General features: G+C 60.3%; 13 protein-coding genes and 2 pseudogenes. 10 read left to right on the plus strand and 5 right to left on the minus strand.

Translation table 11 applies throughout. The annotated features are described in order from the left end of the window. The first annotated feature begins 54 nt into the window (after window positions 1–54). The 7 genes from HS101_00295 (at window position 55) to HS101_00325 (ending at window position 8,080) form a co-directional block, all read left to right on the plus strand. Window positions 55–636, plus strand: a complete 582-nt coding sequence (locus HS101_00295; protein ID MBE7504713.1) for a hypothetical protein — start codon at window positions 55–57, stop codon at window positions 634–636. Window positions 637–680: 44 nt separating this feature from the next. Beyond that, complete coding sequence (locus HS101_00300; protein MBE7504714.1) at window positions 681–1,469, plus strand: alpha/beta fold hydrolase; 789 nt, start codon at window positions 681–683, stop codon at window positions 1,467–1,469. 430 nt (window positions 1,470–1,899) lie between these two features. Beyond that, window positions 1,900–2,118, plus strand: coding sequence for a hypothetical protein (locus tag HS101_00305; GenBank protein MBE7504715.1), 219 nt, complete (start codon window positions 1,900–1,902; stop codon window positions 2,116–2,118). Between the two features lie 60 nt (window positions 2,119–2,178). Beyond that, window positions 2,179–3,546: an 8-oxoguanine deaminase gene (locus HS101_00310; GenBank protein MBE7504716.1), complete on the plus strand. Its 1,368-nt coding sequence runs from the start codon at window positions 2,179–2,181 to the stop codon at window positions 3,544–3,546. Between the two features lie 215 nt (window positions 3,547–3,761). Next, window positions 3,762–5,855, plus strand: coding sequence for a thioredoxin domain-containing protein (locus HS101_00315; GenBank protein MBE7504717.1), 2,094 nt, complete (start codon window positions 3,762–3,764; stop codon window positions 5,853–5,855). Between the two features lie 44 nt (window positions 5,856–5,899). Next, entirely contained in the window at window positions 5,900–6,532 is a 633-nt protein-coding gene (locus tag HS101_00320) for a hypothetical protein (GenBank protein ID MBE7504718.1), read from the plus strand. Between the two features lie 297 nt (window positions 6,533–6,829). Continuing rightward, a complete protein-coding gene (locus tag HS101_00325) occupies window positions 6,830–8,080 on the plus strand; it encodes a Glu/Leu/Phe/Val dehydrogenase (GenBank protein MBE7504719.1) in 1,251 nt (416 codons plus the stop codon). A gap of 1,944 nt (window positions 8,081–10,024) precedes the next feature. On the opposite strand, the pseudogene HS101_00330 reads toward HS101_00325, so the two are convergent. Further along, window positions 10,025–10,900: pseudogene (locus HS101_00330) on the minus strand (endonuclease). A 308-nt stretch (window positions 10,901–11,208) separates the two neighbouring features. Here HS101_00330 and HS101_00335 point away from each other — a divergent pair. The 3 genes from HS101_00335 to HS101_00345 all read left to right on the plus strand — a co-directional run bounded on the left by HS101_00335 (window position 11,209) and on the right by HS101_00345 (window position 15,073). Continuing rightward, on the plus strand, window positions 11,209–12,897 hold the full coding sequence (locus tag HS101_00335) for a DUF1553 domain-containing protein (protein ID MBE7504720.1): 1,689 nt from the start codon (window positions 11,209–11,211) through the stop codon (window positions 12,895–12,897). A 22-nt stretch (window positions 12,898–12,919) separates the two neighbouring features. Beyond that, complete coding sequence (locus HS101_00340) at window positions 12,920–14,218, plus strand: DUF1501 domain-containing protein (protein ID MBE7504721.1); 1,299 nt, start codon at window positions 12,920–12,922, stop codon at window positions 14,216–14,218. Between the two features lie 120 nt (window positions 14,219–14,338). Then, the gene (locus HS101_00345) at window positions 14,339–15,073 is read left to right on the plus strand and encodes a hypothetical protein (GenBank protein ID MBE7504722.1); all 735 of its coding nucleotides are present in this window, start codon (window positions 14,339–14,341) and stop codon (window positions 15,071–15,073) included. Here the strand turns inward: HS101_00345 and HS101_00350 are convergent. From HS101_00350 to HS101_00365, 4 genes and pseudogenes are all read right to left on the minus strand, one after another. Further along, window positions 15,033–15,515 (minus strand): ASCH domain-containing protein, encoded by a 483-nt coding sequence (locus HS101_00350; GenBank protein ID MBE7504723.1) that lies wholly within the window; start codon window positions 15,513–15,515, stop codon window positions 15,033–15,035. The genes HS101_00345 and HS101_00350 overlap by 41 nt on opposite strands. Before the next feature lie 61 nt (window positions 15,516–15,576). Then, window positions 15,577–15,744 carry a hypothetical protein gene (locus HS101_00355; protein MBE7504724.1) on the minus strand — a complete coding sequence of 56 codons (168 nt, stop codon included), beginning with the start codon at window positions 15,742–15,744 and terminating at the stop codon, window positions 15,577–15,579. Window positions 15,745–16,597: 853 nt separating this feature from the next. Continuing rightward, entirely contained in the window at window positions 16,598–17,431 is an 834-nt protein-coding gene (locus tag HS101_00360) for a cytochrome b/b6 domain-containing protein (GenBank protein MBE7504725.1), read from the minus strand. A gap of 114 nt (window positions 17,432–17,545) precedes the next feature. Then, window positions 17,546–17,674: pseudogene (locus tag HS101_00365) on the minus strand (alcohol dehydrogenase). Window positions 17,675–18,183 lie beyond the last annotated feature (509 nt).

Raw genomic sequence — 18,183 nt, forward strand, 5'->3', positions numbered from 1 at the left:
AATGAACGATGCGTGGCGGCCCGTGACGCCGCCATTAACGCAGGAGAAAAAGCCATGAATCGGTATGCAGTCGTCTTAGCCTTGGTGGTATCAGTCTGCGCACTTTCACTGCTTCAAGCCGAGTCGCCCGCGAGAATGGCTGACCCGGGCGGCGACAAATCCAAAAAGGCCTTCGAGCATCTGAAGAAGCTCAGCGGCGACTGGGAAGGCAAGAGCACCAAGGGCTGGACCGAGCGAATCAGCTACCGCGTCATCGCCGGCGGATCGTGTCTCATGGACCTGTCCTACGGCGCGCATCCGAACGAGTGGATGGCGTCGATGATACACATGGACGGCGATCGACTGATGCTCACGCATTACTGCGTCGCCAAGAATCAGCCGCGACTCGTCGCCACCGAGATTGCGGACGACCTGAGCAGCATCACCTTCACCTACCTCGACGCCACCAATCTGCCATCGCGCGACAAAGGACACATGGACAAGTGTCTCATCCGGTTTGACGGGAAAGACAAGTTCTTCTCTCGCTGGACTTGGTACCAGGACAGCAAGGAAAGCTGGATGGAGGACATTGAGCATCGCCGTATCAAGGGCGAAGCGGCAAAGGACCCGCTTACTCCCTCGGATGCGGGCAAGTAGCCGCACAACTTGACGCAGGATTCGTCTGACGTACAACCATCGACATGTCAGACCAAAGCCAAGGCTCCCCGCTCTTTGTTCAAGAATCCGGCGACGAGTCCGGCGCCCCGATTCTATTCATTCACGGCTTCCCGCTTACCGGTCAAATGTGGGAGCCGGCCATCGCCCAGATGCCGGAAGAGTATCGTTGCATCATCCCCGACCTGCGCGGGCTGGGTGAGAGCGACGTATCCGGCAGGCCTTCCATGACAGCGTATGCGGACGACCTCGCCGGGCTTCTTGACGACATCGGCGAGAAGCGGCCGGTCGTGGTCGTGGCCTTGTCCATGGGCGGCTATGTCGCCTTTGAATTCTTCCGCCGGCATCGTGCCAGCACCAAGGCACTCGCCCTCATTGACACCCGCGCCAATGCCGATTCAGCCGAGGCTCGCGCCGGGCGCATGAAGATGATCGAGAGTGTGCGCACCTCTGGCAGCAAGGCCGTCGCAGACGCCATGATCAAAAAGCTCTTCGCCGCGAATGTTGATCCTGAGTTAAAGCAGGAATGGTACGAGATCATGTCCTCCCAGCCACCCGAGGGCGTCATCGGCGCGCTGCAGGCAATGGCCGATCGTCCCGATTCAACCCCCACCCTCGCCTCCATCGACTGTCCCACAGTGTTCATTTGCGGCGAGCACGATGTCATCACCCCGCCCGATGTCCATCGCGAAATGCACGCCGCCGTCCCCGGCTCCAGGCTGGAAATCGTCGCCGAATCGGGCCATTTGACCCCGCTGGAGCGAACCGACGAATTCACGAATATCCTCTGCGAATTCCTCGAAACGCTTGAATAAGGGCCTCCGTCACACAACGTGGAGATTTCCACGAGTCCCCCCTGCCCCAGCGCGCATATAAGAATGAACGAACGGCTCGTTCGCCGGGTACGGCCGTGCCCGGTTCGGATGAACGGACAGGCGCCTGAAGACTTAGCTGGACCCCCACAATCCAAAAAGAAACGGAGTTTCAAAATGCGAAAAATCGCAGCCACTCGCGCCGTCGCCGGTCTATTGATAATTGGCGCCCGCGCGATCGCTGGAGAGAAAAGCGCTGAGTGCAAGAGCACAAAGACCTGCTCCTCAAGCAAGCTCTGCTGCAAGAGTTCCTCTGGAGCAGCCTTGAGCATGCTGGCCCGACTTCCTGCTGATATACCCAAGATGCGCTGCGAAGGTCACGCCGGCCTTAAAGGAGCTTCAGAAGCGACACAAGGGCGAAAGGGTCCTGTTCGTGACCTTTGACGTGACTGCCGCGAGCCTCGCCGACACCATGAAGCTCGCCGACCAGCTCGGTATCAAGTGGGTCTTTGACGACCCCGGGCTGGAGACGGGCATGGTCAAGCTGGTCGACACCAAAGAGCACCGCGTTGTTCTTGCCGCTCTTGGCCAGAGCGAACTGTCCAGGCTGGAATCAGCCCTCCATCGCGAGATTTCGCCGGTTAAGAAGTAGCCTGCACGGGGGACCCATTCCATACCCCGACCTCGCAAATGCGCGTACAATTGACGGGCCATGCTTCGAATCGATCATGCCACGATCATCTGCCACCGCGCCGGCGTACCGGTCGTCCTGAACGATCAGAGCATTCTCATCGATGGGGGAATGATTACCGATGTTCGGCCTTCGAAGGAGATAGACTCGGCTGCATCCCCCCCGCCGGCCGAGGTGATCGACGCCTCACGACATCTCGTCATTCCCGGCCTTATCAACACGCATCACCATCTGTATCAATCCCTCACCCGCGGGCTCAAGAGCGTGCGGGACGCCCCGCTGTTCGGCTGGCTGACAGCACTCTATCAAAAGTGGAAGCATCTCGACTACGAGGCGGTCAAGCTGGCCAGCCAGATCAGCATCGCCGAGCTACTCCTGTCAGGCTGCACCACGACCAGCGACCACTTCTACATCTTCCCCCAGGGCACCGATGTCCGCATCGAGGCCGTGCTGGAGGCTGCCGAGTCGCTGGGCATGCGCATCCACGCCTGCCGGGGCAGCATGAGCGTTGGCCAATCTGCGGGCGGTCTGCCGCCGGACGTCTGCGTGCAGGATGAAAAGACCATCCTCGTGGACTCTCAGCGCGTGCTGGAACAATTTCATGATCCGAGGCCCGGCGCCATGCGCCGCATCGATCTGGCCCCATGTTCGCCGTTTTCCGTGAGCGAGGGCCTTTCGCGCGACACCGCCGCCCTGGCCCGCGAGCGCGGCGCCCTGCTGCACACCCACGCCGCCGAGACCCTTGACGAGGAGCGTTACTGCGTCGAGCGATTCAAAATGCGCCCCATCGAGTGGCTCGACAAGCTCGGATGGCTGGGCGCCGACGTCTATCTGGCCCACTGCGTTCATCTGTCCGACGGCGACATCCGCCGCATCGCGGACACCCATACCGGCGTGGCGCACTGCCCCTGCTCCAACATGCGCCTCGGCAGCGGGATTCCGCCGCTTCGTCGATTGCTCGCCGCCGGCGCTCGCGTGGGCCTCGGTGTGGACGGCAGCAGCAGCAACGACGGGAACCACCTCCTCGCGGAGGCGCGACAAGCGATGCTTCTTGCCCGGGTAGCCGGCGGCGCCGATGCCATGAGCGTGGCAGAGGCGTTCACGCTTCCGACTCTCGGCAGCGCCGCGGTGCTCAATCGCCCCGAACTCGGCAACATCGCCCGCGGCTCCTGCGCCGATCTCGCCATGTATCGCCGTGACGACATCGCACTCGCCGGCGCCGTCGAGCAGGATCCACTCGGCGCGCTTCTGCTCTGCCACGTCGCCCGCGCCGACCGAGTCTTCGTCCACGGCCGTACCGTTGTCCAGGACAGCCAGATCGCAACGTTCGATCTGCCCCGCCTCATCGATAACTTCAACAAGTTGGTCCACAGTCGGTTTACCGACTGAATCCCGCCTTCCGCGCGTTTCATGGCACGGCGGGCTCTCCGAACCTATACTCGCGTATTAACATGAAGGCCGGAATCGCCATCAAGAGTGCAACGAATCGCCGTTCACATCGTCCATCGCGCGCGGCATGGCTCGTGCTGGGCACGGTGCTTTCGATGAACTTCGTTTCCGCTCAGACTCCCCCCACGGAACCCCCAACAACAACGGAGAGCGGTATGACCACCACCACACACCCGCACACCAACCGCCTCGCCAACGCGACCAGCCCTTATCTGCTGCAGCATGCTCACAATCCCGTCGATTGGTACGAATGGGGCCCCGAGGCGCTGGACCGCTCCAGGAAGGAAGACAAGCCCATCTTCCTCTCCATCGGCTACTCCGCCTGCCACTGGTGCCACGTCATGGAGCGCGAGAGCTTCGAGAACGAAGAGATCGCCGCCGTCATGAACAAATACTTCATCTGCATCAAGGTGGACCGCGAAGAGCGCCCCGACCTCGACAACATTTACATGATGGCGACCCAGGTCTTCACCCGATCCGGCGGTTGGCCGATGTCCGTCTGGCTCACGCCGAAACTCGAGCCCTTCTACGCCGGCACATATTTCCCGCCGACATCGGCCTACAACCGCCCGGGCTTCAAAGAAGTCCTCGAATACCTGGCAAAGGCCTGGCGTGAGCAGCGAGAGGACATCACCAAACAAGCCAAGTCGCTGACCGACGCCGTTCACCAGCTCACAACCATCGAGCACGGCGACACGATCCCCCCGTTTGAAAAGGTCCTGGAGGCGGCCAACTTCCTCACTCGTGCGTTCGACCCGGTCAAGGGCGGCATGAGCGGCGGAGGCACCAACAAGTTTCCCCCGTCGATGGCCATGGACCTCATGCTCCGCGCCTATCACCACAGTCTCTCACAGGACAAGCCCAATGCGAAAATGCGCGAGCTCGTCGAGCTCACACTCGACAAGATGGCCTACGGCGGCATTTACGATCAACTCGCCGGTGGCTTTGCCAGATACTCGACCGACACCGACTGGCTCGTCCCGCATTTTGAAAAGATGCTCTACGATCAGGCCTTGGTCAGCGACATTTACCTGAAGGCTTATCAACTCTCCGGCAAGCCGCTCTACGCCCGCGTCGCCCGCGAGACGCTCGATTACGTCATCGCCGATCTGCAAAGCCCCGAAGGCGGCTATTACTCCTCGCGCGACGCTGACAGCGAGGGCGAAGAGGGCCGCTTTTGCGTCTGGTCCAAGCAGGAGGTCGATCGAGTCCTCGGCGAAAGCGATTCAAGGCTCTTTTGTGACTATTACGACGTCTCAGACTCCGGCAATTGGGAAGGTCACAACATTCTCAACGTGCCGCGACCTGCCGACGTTGTTGCCAAGTTGCACGGCGTCTCATCCGACGAGCTGGACACCCGACTTCAGTCCTGCCGAAAAAAGCTCCTCACCGTCCGCGCCCAGCGAGTGGCGCCCCATCTTGATGACAAGATACTGGCATCCTGGAACGGCCTGATGATCGCGAGCATGGCCCGCGGCTATCGCATCCTCGGCGATGATAAATACCGCGACTCCGCCTCAAAAGCGGCGGAATTCATCTTGTCTTCAATGATCAAGAATGACCGACTCCAGCGTTCCTATCGCAAGGGAAAATGCCACACGCCGGCATACCTTGACGATCATGCCTTCCTGATCGATGCACTGCTTAACCTTTATGAGTCGACCTTTGACGCGAAATGGCTCGATCAGGCTACCCGACTCAACGACGCCGTGATCAAACATTTCCGCGATGAACCGGGCGGCTACTTCTTCACCGCCGATGACGCCGAAGTGACGCTCGTCCGTACCAAGGATGCCAACGATGGAGCCATTCCGTCCGGCAACTCCGTGCAGATCATGAATCTCCTCCGCCTCGCCACGCTCCTCGACGACGGAAAACTTCGAAGCGAGGCCGAACAATCGCTCAGAGCATTCGGCAAACAAATAATCGACTCGCCATTTCGCAGTGAACGAATGCTCTGCGCCGTGGACTACTTTCACCGTCGTCCCAGAGAAGTGGCCATCATCGTCGCAAAGGGCGACGAGTCCGGCGGTCGGGCGCTCGTCGACGCCGTCTGGCAATCCTACATTCCCAATCTTGCCCTGGCTGGAGTAGAACCTGGCACGTCCGAATCCGTCGTAGCCAGAATACCCCTCCTTGCCGGCAAGAAGGCGCTCGATGGGAAATCCGCCGCCTACGTCTGCAAGGACTATGTTTGCAAGGCTCCCACGACCAGCCCGGAAAAGCTGCGGAGCGAACTCAGCCGATAGAATGAAAATACCCGCGAAGATGAAACCGTGCGGAGGCACATGACATGTTCACAATCGCCAGCCAATCGACGACCCTGAGACTTTGGCATTTTGCCGCTGCATCGTGGTTCGCGACCTGCCTGATCCTGCCGGTCCTCGCTCAACAGGAGCCGACTGGCGCAGCATCAGATCAGCCCAAGGAGAAGAAGGCCGCTGCCTCCACTCAACCGTCCGAACACGAAGAGATGGAGCCGCCCCGCGAGCCTTCGGCCTCTGATATTCTAAGAGCGCTCACCAAGCCGGAGGACGCGCCGCCCAAGCCCGTCATCCTCCCCACCCAGCCCGGTCAGACGATCGAGCGCAAGGAGATTGATCTGTCGGTCATCCCGCAAAACAGCGTGGCCCCCATCACGCCGCGACTGTACCCCGACGGCTACCGCATTGTGGATCGGCCGGGACGACTGGCCCGCGAAGGAGAGTACTACGTCTTCGCGTTTGAAAGCAGAGGCCAGGCCGAGGCGGAGTTGCCGATTCGACTCCTGCCGAACCGTCTGCTTGAGGACATGGAGATCGCATCAGCCGGCGGCACGAATCCGATTGTCTTTCTCATCAGCGGCGAGCTAACTGAATACCACGGAGTCAATTACCTGCTGGTCCAAAAGCTACTGACGCGCCCGAATCTCGGCAACTTGAAGTAATCAATTGCTTCCGCCTTCATACTCGCCAGGCCCCGAAAATACGACGCGGCTGCCGGCGCCTTTTGTCATCGCCGACGCCTCGCTTGTTCCTCACCAACAGGCATAGTAGGATGCCGCAAGCTTGGGCGAGATTACTCATTATCTAAGGCTGTACCACAATCGGCACTGGAACACGACTTGCTAGACGCATTGAGCATCAGCGTTGAGAGAACAGGCGTCCCATCCTCGCCGGGCGGTCCCGGCCGGACGCATGAAATCCCGGGAATAATTAGGTTGTGATGTGAAGGAGTGTCGTTCATGTCGGTGATGAATCCGTTTCAGATCGCTCAGCAACAACTCGACGAAGCCGCCAAGAAACTCGGCCTCGACCAGGCCACCCACGAGTTGCTGCGATGGCCCATGCGGGAATACCGCATGACCCTGCCGGTCAAGATGGACAATGGCCAAACCCGCATCTTTCACGCCTATCGCGTGCAATACAATTCTTCGCGCGGACCCACCAAGGGCGGCCTCCGCTGGCACCCTGACGAGACCATCGACACCGTCCGTGCCCTCGCTGCGTGGATGACGTGGAAGTGCGCCGTTGTAAACATCCCCCTTGGAGGCGGCAAGGGTGGCGTCACCTGCAACCCCAAGGAAATGAGCGAGGCCGAAAAGGAGCGCCTTGCTCGCGCATATATCCGGTCCGTCGGCCATGAGTTTGGCGTCCACCGCGATGTCCCCGCGCCGGACGTATACACCACGCCGCAGATCATGGCCTGGATGATGGATGAATATGAGGCCATGAAAGGTTACAGCCACCCCGGCATGATCACGGGCAAGCCGATCGCCCTCGGCGGATCGCAGGGACGCGGCGACGCCACCGCGCGCGGAGGCGTCTACGTCGTTCGCGAAGCGTGCAAGCAGATCAAACTCGACGCGACCAAGAGCACCTATGCCATTCAGGGATTCGGCAATGCCGGCCAGTTTGCCGCAACGCTCCATCCGGAGATTCTCGGCGGCGGAAAACTGATTGCCGTCAGTGACTCGCGCGGCGGCGTCATGAGCAAAAGCGGCATCGATCCGGCAGCCGTCGTCAAGTACAAGCTGGAAACGGGCAAGGTCGAGGGCTTCCCTGGAACCTCGCCGATCTCGAACAACGAACTGCTCGAACTCGAGGTTGACATCATGTACCCGGCCGCACTCGAAGGGGCGATCACCGCCGCCAACGCCGGGAAGATCAAGGCAAAAGTCCTCTGTGAACTCGCCAACGGCCCAACGACCCCCGAGGCCGATATGATCCTGCACAAGGCTGGCGTCCTCGTCCTCCCGGACTTCATGGCCAATGCCGGCGGCGTGACCGTCAGTTACTTCGAGCAGGTGCAGAACACCTACAACTACTATTGGTCGTTGGAAGATGTCCACCAGCAGCTCGATCGCCGCATGACCGATGCATTCAACTCAGTCTACTCCACCCGCGAGAAGGCGAAGGTCCACATGCGACTCGCGGCCTACATGGTCGCCGTGACGCGCGTCGCCGAGGCCTGCAAACTCCGCGGCTGGGTATAGTCGAATAGTTCGCTGCACGCACAAAAAGAGGGGTGGGCATTCGTTGCCCACCCCTTTTCATATCGCGGTGACGGCGCGCTATTCGAGAATCTCGATCGCATTTACGTCGGCGCTGGTGCCAATCCCCAGCGTGCTCAGGTCCATAAACGCCCTGTAGGAGCCGGCCGTCACCGTACCCAATGAGCTGGGCGTGAACTCAAACACATCTTCATCGTTACCCGATACTCCGGTAACCGCGAATGACCCGAGCGTCGAGAGCAGGATTTCTCCGGTTGAGACAGAACACGCGGCATCGACATCCTCATTGCTGCTCGTCGCGAGTTCCACATCGCTGCCGTCGAAGTAGTAGCTCCAGGTGCCGGTCGTCACCGAACCCAGCCTGGTCGGCGTGAAGGCAATTAGGTCTTCGTCCTGCAAGCTGCTCAGACCCGTGACACTCGGTGCATCAAGCGTCGAGATGACCAGTTGTCCACTCGCCGAGATGAACAAGGCATCGATATCTTCCGCGGTTGTAGTCAGCCCGACATCACTCCCATCAAAATAGAAGGTCCACGTACCCGCGGTACTGGCGCCCAGCGACGTAGGTGTGAACTGAACGATGTCCGAATCATCAATCGATGTACCGCTGGGACCGCCCGTCAGCCCTGCAAGCGTTCCGTCCACGTCAACGCTGATCAGGAGTTCGCCGCCGGGGAGTACCGTGAGCGCATCAATGGCAAAAGAAGACAATCCGACATCGCTCCCGTCGAAGTAAAGCGACCACGCGCCCGTGCCTGTGTCGTAGGCCACGATGTCTTCATTTGCGACCGTGCCGACGCCGGGAACCGTGGTATTGCCGAGGAACGAAATAAGCACCGTTACGCCGGCGGAAGGCGTCGCGAAGGCCTCGTTGCTGTCGGCGCTCTCATTGCTGGATGTGTCTATCGCCGTGACCACGTAATAATACGTGACGCCGTTGGTCACGGTCCCGTCGGCGTAGAGGCTGCCGACCACCAGTGAGACGTTCAATTTCGAATAGGGCCCGCCGCTCGCGGTCGCTCGGTAAACATTGTAACCGGCCAGGTCGCCTTCGGAATTGTCGCTCCAATCTAAATCCACAATCGCGTTCCCCGCGGTAGCGCCAAGTCCGCTTGGCGCCGCCGGGGGTGTCACATCGATACAAGACGGGTCGTTAAAAGTCTGGCCGCCGTTTGGCTGACCGGCGCTAGTGGTGGCCGGCGGCTGCCATGCAAAGTCGGAGTATTGCTTGCCGGTCCCTGTCAGTTGCAGCGACTGACCCACGGGAGTCGTGGTTAACTCACTCACGCCGATATCCACGGAGAGCATGCCCAGTGCCGGGCCGTCCGTGGCCGTGAACGCGCCTTCATAACTGATGAATTGGCGAACCGTGCTCGCGGTGTCGACCAGCGCGAGGCCGTCAGGCGAGCCGTTCTGCATCGCCGCAAAGCTGAAGCTCAGTGCCCCGATGCAGCTCTGCTGATCGGGAATAATTCCGGAGAGATTGACCGTGGCGTAAGTCGCGCCGCCGCTTCCGTTGTATCCGATGACGCGCCATCCAGTTAGATCGGTGCCGGCAGGACCGGCGATCTCAACGAACTCCCCGGTGTCAGTTCCATCATTGTCATAGTGAAACTCATTGATCCACGGACCCGATGTCCCGCCACCGCCTGAAGGCGTCGCCGAAGCCTGATTGCTGTTGCCGGATTCGTTGCTTGACGTGTCTACTGCCGTGACGACGTAATAGTACGTGGTGCCGTTGCTCGCCGTGTTGTCCGCGTAGGAACTCGTCGCGATAAGCGACACGTTGAGCTTTAAATGGGGGCCGCCGCTCGTTGTCGAGCGATAGACGTTATAGCCGCCGAGGTCTGACTCCAGGTTGTCGTTCCAATTGAGATTGACGACAGCGTTTCCACCGGTGGCGATCAACCCGGTCGGACCGGCAGGCGGCGTGGTGTCGCCGCTTCCGCATACGTTGTTCCAGATGCACTCAACCCACTCTGGGTGATCGATGAAGGGATTACGATTCCCTTGAAAGCTGAAGACCACGTCGTTGCGGCTCATCTCCTTGGCGTCCACTGGGTCCTGCTGATGCCACTGGAGAAGCACAGTGAGCATTCCCATGTACGCAACCGACTCATTCGCCCCCGTGTTCGACGCGGCAATCAGGGACTCGTTGTCGGTCAGAATCATGTCCGGCTCAGCCGCGCCGGTGATCCCATGGGTGCCGCCCTCGTATCGAAGATCAAGATAAAACAGGGCCCGCGCCACATCCCCGCGCCGTCCGATCCAGGTTTCCCACGTACCTGTTGTAAAGGAGCCCGTCGTCCAGTTCGAGTTACCGGGATAGACGCCGCTGCCGCCACCCTGTCCATTCGTCAGCAGCGTGATCTGTTCGGCGCAGGCGGCGCTGCAAAAGCGATAGGGCTTGTTGCTTCGACTGGAGTTGTAAGAGTCATCGGCGATGAACAGCGCGTGGCAGTCTGTGTAAGGATAATTCGTTGAGCCGTCATTGGGATAACCATACGAATTGGGCCAGGAGTGCTCACGATTGTAATTCGTATTGCCGGCCCCCACCTTGGCGTAGCTGGCATTCCTGTATATATCCAGAACGTTGGATGGATTGCTCGGATCCTCATCCGCCAACTCGAGGATATTCCAAGTGTCCGTGGACGAGGATGTGTATGGAAACCTCGTGTGATCGTCGATTATCGGGTGAAGTGTTGCGCGTAGCGTAGAACTATTCGTCGTGTCCACGGAACTGTAATAACCGGGCGGTGGATCAGCCGACGCCAAGTATGCAATCGACAATGTGACCATCATGACGGTAGCCGGCAAAATCCATCCCTCCGTCTTTACCGGTGCGTGTCGAGCTTTCGTCATCTCCATCGCGAAAAACTCCCTTTATGGGCCGGGGTGAGCCGCATCGCGGGCTGTTTCGCGCGGGACCACCCGTCCCACAAGGTTCGATCGATTCAGCCTCGCTTGAGGTGATTCTGCTAACCGCCCACCGCTTATTCAAGTAAAATCCTCGCTAATGAAGCAAGACAACCACCGATTTTTAGCGAGCGCTGCAAGAAACCGTACAATCGGTCGTTGTTCAATGTATCGGGCCGATCGGAGGGCCGACCATGCCTTCAAGTGGTGGGAAGAGTCCGTTGATGCTGATGACCCTTGCAGTGATTCTCATTGCGGGACCGGCACAGACTTTCGCCCAGGACAAGGTCCCGGACTTTAGCTACTCCCGTCCCCAGGGTGAACCACAGATGCTCAAGGCCCTCCCCCGGGAACGCCCGACCGTCCCGCAGGTCCGCTTCGGCAACTTTCGGCCCTTTAACGAAATCGACAATTTCATCCTCGCGCGCATCAAGGCGGAGAAGGTCAAGCCTGCGAAGCTCTGCGATGACTGGGACTTCGCGCGCCGCGCCAGCCTCGATCTGGTCGGTCTCATCCCCACCGCCACCGACCTCGAGCGATACTTCAAATGGAACGAGAAGGAGCGACGCTCCAAGTGGATTGATTTCCTTCTAAAGCAACCGCAGTACGCGGATCATTGGACCATTTTCTGGGGCGACCTTCTGCGGGAGCGCGATCGCGTCCGCGGTGCACCCAATGGCGCCCTGAAGCGTTTCATCCACCGCAGCCTCATCGAAAACCGTCCTTACGATCAGTGGGTTCAGGAGCTGATTACCGCCCAGGGCCCGGCCGACGAAAATGACGCGGCCGCCTACATCCTCAGAGACCGGGGAGACCCGGATGTCCTGACCGTCTCCGTCACCCAGAGTCTCCTGGGCATCCAGCTCAAGTGCGCCCAGTGCCACGACCACCCTACCGACTGGTGGACGCAAAAGCAGTTCCAGGGAATGGCAGGATTCTGGCATGGCAGCCGTCCGCGACCTTATCGCACGCAGGAAGTACGCGTCGGCGACCGGGTCGTCCCGATGCCCATCTTCCGGCTGGAGGACCGCGAGCGCCGGGCCGACGGCACCTTCATCACCGGAGCTGTCTCCGAGCTCGGTCGCGGTCGAAGAGCTCTCGCCGACCTCATCACTCGGCGCGATGACCCCTTCTTTGCGCGCGTCGCCGTCAATCGACTCTGGAACAAACTCATGGGCGCCGGCCTCGTAATGCCGGTCGATAATTTCAGCGCTCTCAATCCGCCCTCTCATTCCGAATTGCTCGACTGGCTGGCCCTCGAGTTTGTCGATCACAACTATGACCTCAGGCACATTCTTCGATCGATCGCCACCTCGCGGACTTATCAGCAGATGTCCGCACGCAAGGTGCCGAAACTCGTCAGGAAGGTCTCGGACAACGGCGACGAATCCGCTCGCGAGCCCGGCGCGATGTTCGAGATCATGCCGCTTCGTCGGATGAGCGCCGAGCAGATTCAGGACTCGATCCTCGCCGCCACCGGCAGATACCGAAGTCAGAACTGGCTTCGCGCATCCATCCTCAAGCCGTACCCTCCCCCGCCGCGCGACTTTCTCACTGTCTTCGGCGCCTCCGACCGCGAAACGCTTCTCCCCCGCCCCACCACCGGCAGTGTCCAGCAATCGCTCACACTCATGAACGGCGACTTCGTCAGCGCGGCCATCCGCATCCACCCCGATCATCCGCTCGTCTATTGGGATCGACAAAGCAGCCTCACAAGTGCGCAGCTCGTTGACGCACTCTTTGTCCAGTTCCTCACTCGGCTGCCAACGGTCAAGGAGCGACAATGGGCCTTGAACTACGTCGGCTTTGGTCAAAACGAATGGGCCTGGGAAGATCTGCAGTGGGCCCTGATCAACACCCGGGAGTTTCAGTACATTCGTTAACGCCAATGGGAAGCGTGCATCCATGAATTCATGCCGGGGCTGTGAGAGCTACCAGCGAATGACCCGCCGCCAGTGGCTGCGCTCCGCTGTCGGGGCTGCCGGCGGCGCGACCTTCCTCGGCCTTCTCGACCCGCGCATCCTCTACGCCGCACCGAAGAAGAAGCCTGACCGAGCCCAATCGGTCATTCTCCTCTGGATGGGCGGCGGCATGAGTCATCTCGACACCTTCGACCCTCAGCCCGGCTCAGAGTTCGGTGGCCCTTTCGAGGGTATCAAGACGACCGCCGACGGCGTCGTCATCTCTCAGCACCTTCCGCGGATCGCGAGTCAGTTCAAGCACCTCTCCCTCATTCGCAGCATGACCAGTAACGAATTCGATCATGACCGCGCGACGTACCTCATGCACACCGGCTATCAGGTGCTGCCGAGCATGAAGCACTCGACCCTCGGTTCCATCACCGCCAAGTATCTTGGCCCTTCGCCGCGCGATGCGAATCTTCCGCCGTATGTCTCGATCGGCATTGACTGGGCCGCGGGCTATCTGGGCCCGAAGTTCGCTCCCTACTACGTCGGCGCGGCGGAGCGCGCCAACGAGAACCTCGTCGTTCCGCAGGGCGTCGGCGAGCGCCGGTTCAACGACCGGTTGAAGCTGCTCAGCGAATTCGACCGCAGCTTCCGGGCGAAGTACCCCCGCCATCCTGTTCTCGACGGCTTCGCCGAACACTACAACGCCGCCCTGCTCATGATGCGGCCGCGCACCGCGAAGGTCTTCAACCTCGACGCCGAGCCGGATGCCGTGCGCGCTGCCTACGGCGAAACATCCGGATTCGGGCAGGGCTGCCTGCTGGCGCGGCGACTAGTGCAGTACGGCGTACGCTTTATCGAGGTTGCCCTTCCCGGATGGGACACGCATCAGGACAACTTTGAGACGGTCAAGGCCAAGAGCGGTGAACTGGACGTTGCCGTTTCCACACTCATCGAGGACCTTCGCGCCAAGGACCTTTGGGACCAGACCGTTGTCATCCTCACCAGTGAATTCGGCCGGACGCCGAACATCAACGGCAATCAGGGCCGCGATCACTGGCCGCGCGTCTGGAGCACCGTCATCGGCGGCGGCGGCCTTGTCGGCGGTCAGGTCATCGGGGCGAGCGATCGGGGCCATGAAGTGGCCGACCGGCCCATCCGCGTGGGCGAGCTGCACGCCACTATCTGCCAGGCACTCGACATCGACTGGACGCGATCCAACAAGTCGTCCGAAGGGCGGCCGTTTCGCGTGGTCAATGACCACTCGGCCGCACCCATCGCGGAGCTATTCGCCTGAGTCTGGCTCAAGATTGCCGCCTCCTCTTGTCCATTCCGCCTTGCTGTCGCCATTCGCTGCCCTCTGCTAACATCCTGCGTCCGCTGCCGCGTCCGCGGCGGCATGAATCTTGCACCGGGTATGGATGTGACCGACGAACTTGCCAAACTCACTCTTGCCGCCCTTTCGATCGGGTTCTTCCATACCCTGCTCGGACCGGATCACTATGTCCCCTTTGTCGCCATGGCCCGTATCGGGCGGTGGTCGCTTCCGAAGACGATTGTAGTCACGGTGCTTTGCGGGATCGGGCATGTCGGCAGCTCGGTGATCCTGGGTTTGATCGGCGTTGCGGCGGGGGTGGCGGTGTTCAAGCTGGAGACGATTGAGGCGGCGCGCGGGTCGATCGCGGGGTGGATGCTGCTGGCGTTCGGGCTGGCGTATTTCGTGTGGGGAATCTGGCGGGCGATTCGTAACCGGCCGCATACGCACCTTCACGCACACGAGAACGGCACGGTGCATGCGCACGAGCATACCCACGTATCCGAACACGTGCATGTCCATGGGGCGCATGGGCACGATCATGCGGCTGGCGGCGGGTCGATGACGCCGTGGCTGCTGTTCACCATCTTTCTATTCGGGCCGTGTGAGCCGTTGATACCGCTGCTCATGTATCCGGCGGCGAAGGCCAGCGTGTTCGGGGTCGTATGGATCACGGCCGTGTTCGCGATGGTGACGATCTGCACCATGACGGCGGTTGTGGCAGCGATGCACATGGGCATTTCATTTGTGCGGCTCGGGCGGGTCGAGCGATACGGCCATGCGGTGGCCGGGCTCGTCATTCTGGTGTGCGGGGCCGCCGTGAAGATGGGCCTTTAGCGGCGAGTGCAACATCGTTTGCACTGTCGATTCGCATGCCGGGTCGCGGGGCGTTTTTCAAGGCCACCCATGCCCTTTGATCGGTCTTGCTGATGCGCATCGGCCGGATGGCGATGACGGCCTTCAGCCAGACGAGGGTGGCGAACCTGACCCAGTCCGCCGCGTCGCTATAGAACGCGGGTTCGGCGTGGATGAGTCGATCGTGCGACTTCACCCAGCGGACGAGATCGGCGCCGGAGTCCGACGTCCGGGACTCGGCGCGCTCCACGACGGCGACGGCCAGGACGGGGCCGGACGACAGCTTGAACCAGAGCAGGTCGCCCTCGGCGACGGCCTGGTAGGGAGCGCGGCGGATGGCGGAGAGGCGGCACTCGATGCGCTTGTGACCTGAGAGCAGCAGCTTCAGGTATTGCTCGCGCACAACGACCAAATGATGCTGCATCCGTGCGACTCCGGACTTCGCTTTCGGCGAAGACCCCCTCCAACCCATTACTTCCTCGTCGCTATTCGTCGGTCGCGGCCACTTCGTCGAGGTATTTCTGGAACTCTCCCATCTTGTAGGAGATGAAGCAAAAAGCGTGATGCAGGGTGAGCCATTCGATGTCTGTCTCATCGCCTTCGGCCTCGTGGCGGAGCTCGTTGAGTTTAGCGAGTAGTTTTTCGGCTTTCATGGTTTGTGTCGTCCTGTTGGGGGCGTCGGTGAATTTCTTGTCGTCGGTGCGGAGTATCGCGGATCGCGCGGGCCGCGCCAACGGCGAGGGGCCGACCGGGGTTGGGGCCAGACACGCCCAAGTCCTGGAAAGTCGAAGGTGACATAGGGTGAAAAAGGGGCCAAGGGGCTGAGGGAAATGCAAAAAGGCGGCGGTACTGATTGGGTCGGCGGTTGGTTTTGAATGCGATCGGCATACGAATTTTCTGGTACCGCTTGCTGACGCGCGCGGCTCGGATTGGGGCGCGGCGAGCGCGCAAAACCAAGGTGACATAAGGTGACACAGCTGGATTTTTTCGATTGCAAGTGTTGTGGCGGGCATGTGTTGGGGCGGTTCGCAAATCCGGCGATTTTTGGATGACACAGGCCTGACACGAGCGGGGGTCAGGTGCTCAGAACGCGAAGGGGCTGGTTGGTTTGGATTGAACATCGCGCGCCGTCCTGCCGAGCAATTCTGGATCGATCTCCATTCGTCAATCCTTGCTCCACGTGCGCGCCGGACAAACGTCCGGGAGGGAATGGGGATCCGATCGCTTGAGTGCGAGAAAGGATTCTCACACTCGCCGAGTTTCGTCTCAAGCGATGCCGAGCGTTCCGCCGATCTGATTCGCCTCCGCGGTGTTAACGATCCGCTTGGTGATCACCGACTCCGACTAAGCTGTTTTTCATTCGGTCGTCTCGGTCCTGGGGGTCGGCGCTTCGTGCGGGCGGGACGCCCACGCTACCCCGGGCGCGGCAGGAACGCTACGACCGAACGAAATACGTTCTCATTCGAAAAGAGAGGGCTTTGTACCGCGACCGCGACCAGACACCATTTAGTCGTCTTCATCCTTCACTTTGTGTTTTGCATCGCCGGGATCATTCCGGTGTCCGTCTTTGTGTTCCGCCTCACTGAGCTGCAACGTGACGCCGAGGATCGGCAGCCGAGTGGTTTGGGTGGTCGGGTCGAAATCGCGGATGAGTCCGAATGCAAACGCCCCGGCGATGGCCAGGAAGCCGAGCGCGACGACCGGATGCGAGGAGCGAATCGCGTCACCAGGCTTGGCATTCTTTTGGCCGTGAATCATGCTGGCGATGATGTTCTCGCGTCGTCGAACGGTGTGAATCACGACGCCAAGGATGTGGACGATGACCATGCCAATCATGATGTACGCGAGGATCTCGTGCAGATCCTCCGCGCTCTCGCTACCTTGCCCGATCAGGATTCCCGTCGCGACGAGGGCGAGGACCAGGGCGAGCATGACGAAGATCGCATAAGCCGAGCCGGGGTTGTGTCCGATGTGCAGTTTGCCGGTGCGGGCCAGCACGCCCTTCATGTATTCGAGAACCGCGCGGGGCCCGAATATGAATGAACTGAATCGGGCGTAGCGCGTACCCACGAGTCCCCACACGACGCGCAGGCCGATCATCAGCGCAATCACCAAACCGATGATCGCGTGATACGGAAAGAGCTTGCTGTGTTCACCGAACCACAAGGCGATGACGGTCGCGGCAATGAAACCGCCGGCCAACAACCCGTGAAAAATTCGTGTTGGAAGATCCCAGATTAGAACGTTTCCATGGATCCGCTCACCGCGCGCGTCCGTGGCCCCGGTTGTGCTTTTCAATTCCGCCGTCGGATTTACAGTGTGGTTCGCTGTCGTTGACATCGTAAGGTGCTCCTTATGCATCCATTGGCTGGTAAACCCATGTTCGTTAGGCGCTTTTGCTCAACATGAATCGCGATCCACTCATGCCGCGAGCCATGTGCATTGCACGATGAGCGTCACCTCGGGGACATCTCCCTTGAGCAGGTGCAAGACGTGCAAATCGCCGCCGCAGATCGTGGTGTGCGTCATGCGCACAATGGCGTCAGTCGCGTTCTGAGGCCTGGGAGCAGCGACATCCTGCAAGGGCTTCTTTTCCGAGTCGAGATAAACGAGGACTTTGATGGTCTTTCTCCGCGTCGTCAAACCAGTTGCCAACCTGAAAAAAAAGCCGACGCGCTTGAGTGCCTTGGGGGCACCCGAACACGTCGGCATACTCGTTAATGGGCTTCCCGGAGTGTCCGAGCTGCCCTTTAATTAGTCATCCGATGCTTTCGTCGCGGCTCTTTGGGCGAGCTGTCGCAGGCCCGCCGAAGCTCCGCGCCTTGCTCTCAATTGTACTGCCCGGTTCAGTGCAAGCCAACGCGTGCTCGTTCAAAGCGCCGTTCGCCGGTCTGCATCGGGTCATTACGCCGCACTTCCAACGCCAAGAACCGAAATCGTACCGGGTAAAACGTCAGCATCCCAGAAAAGGCTGCCACTATTTCAGCGCGCCAGAAACAGCCTTGGCGCTATCAGGAATGCAGTTTCCTGGAATTCGCCCGAACGACAAATTGACCCATGGAGCGTTGAATCGATCGCTTCAGTCGAGCAAG

It is taken from the genome of Planctomycetia bacterium (assembly GCA_015075745.1).
GTDB lineage: Bacteria > Planctomycetota > Phycisphaerae > UBA1845 > UTPLA1 > UTPLA1.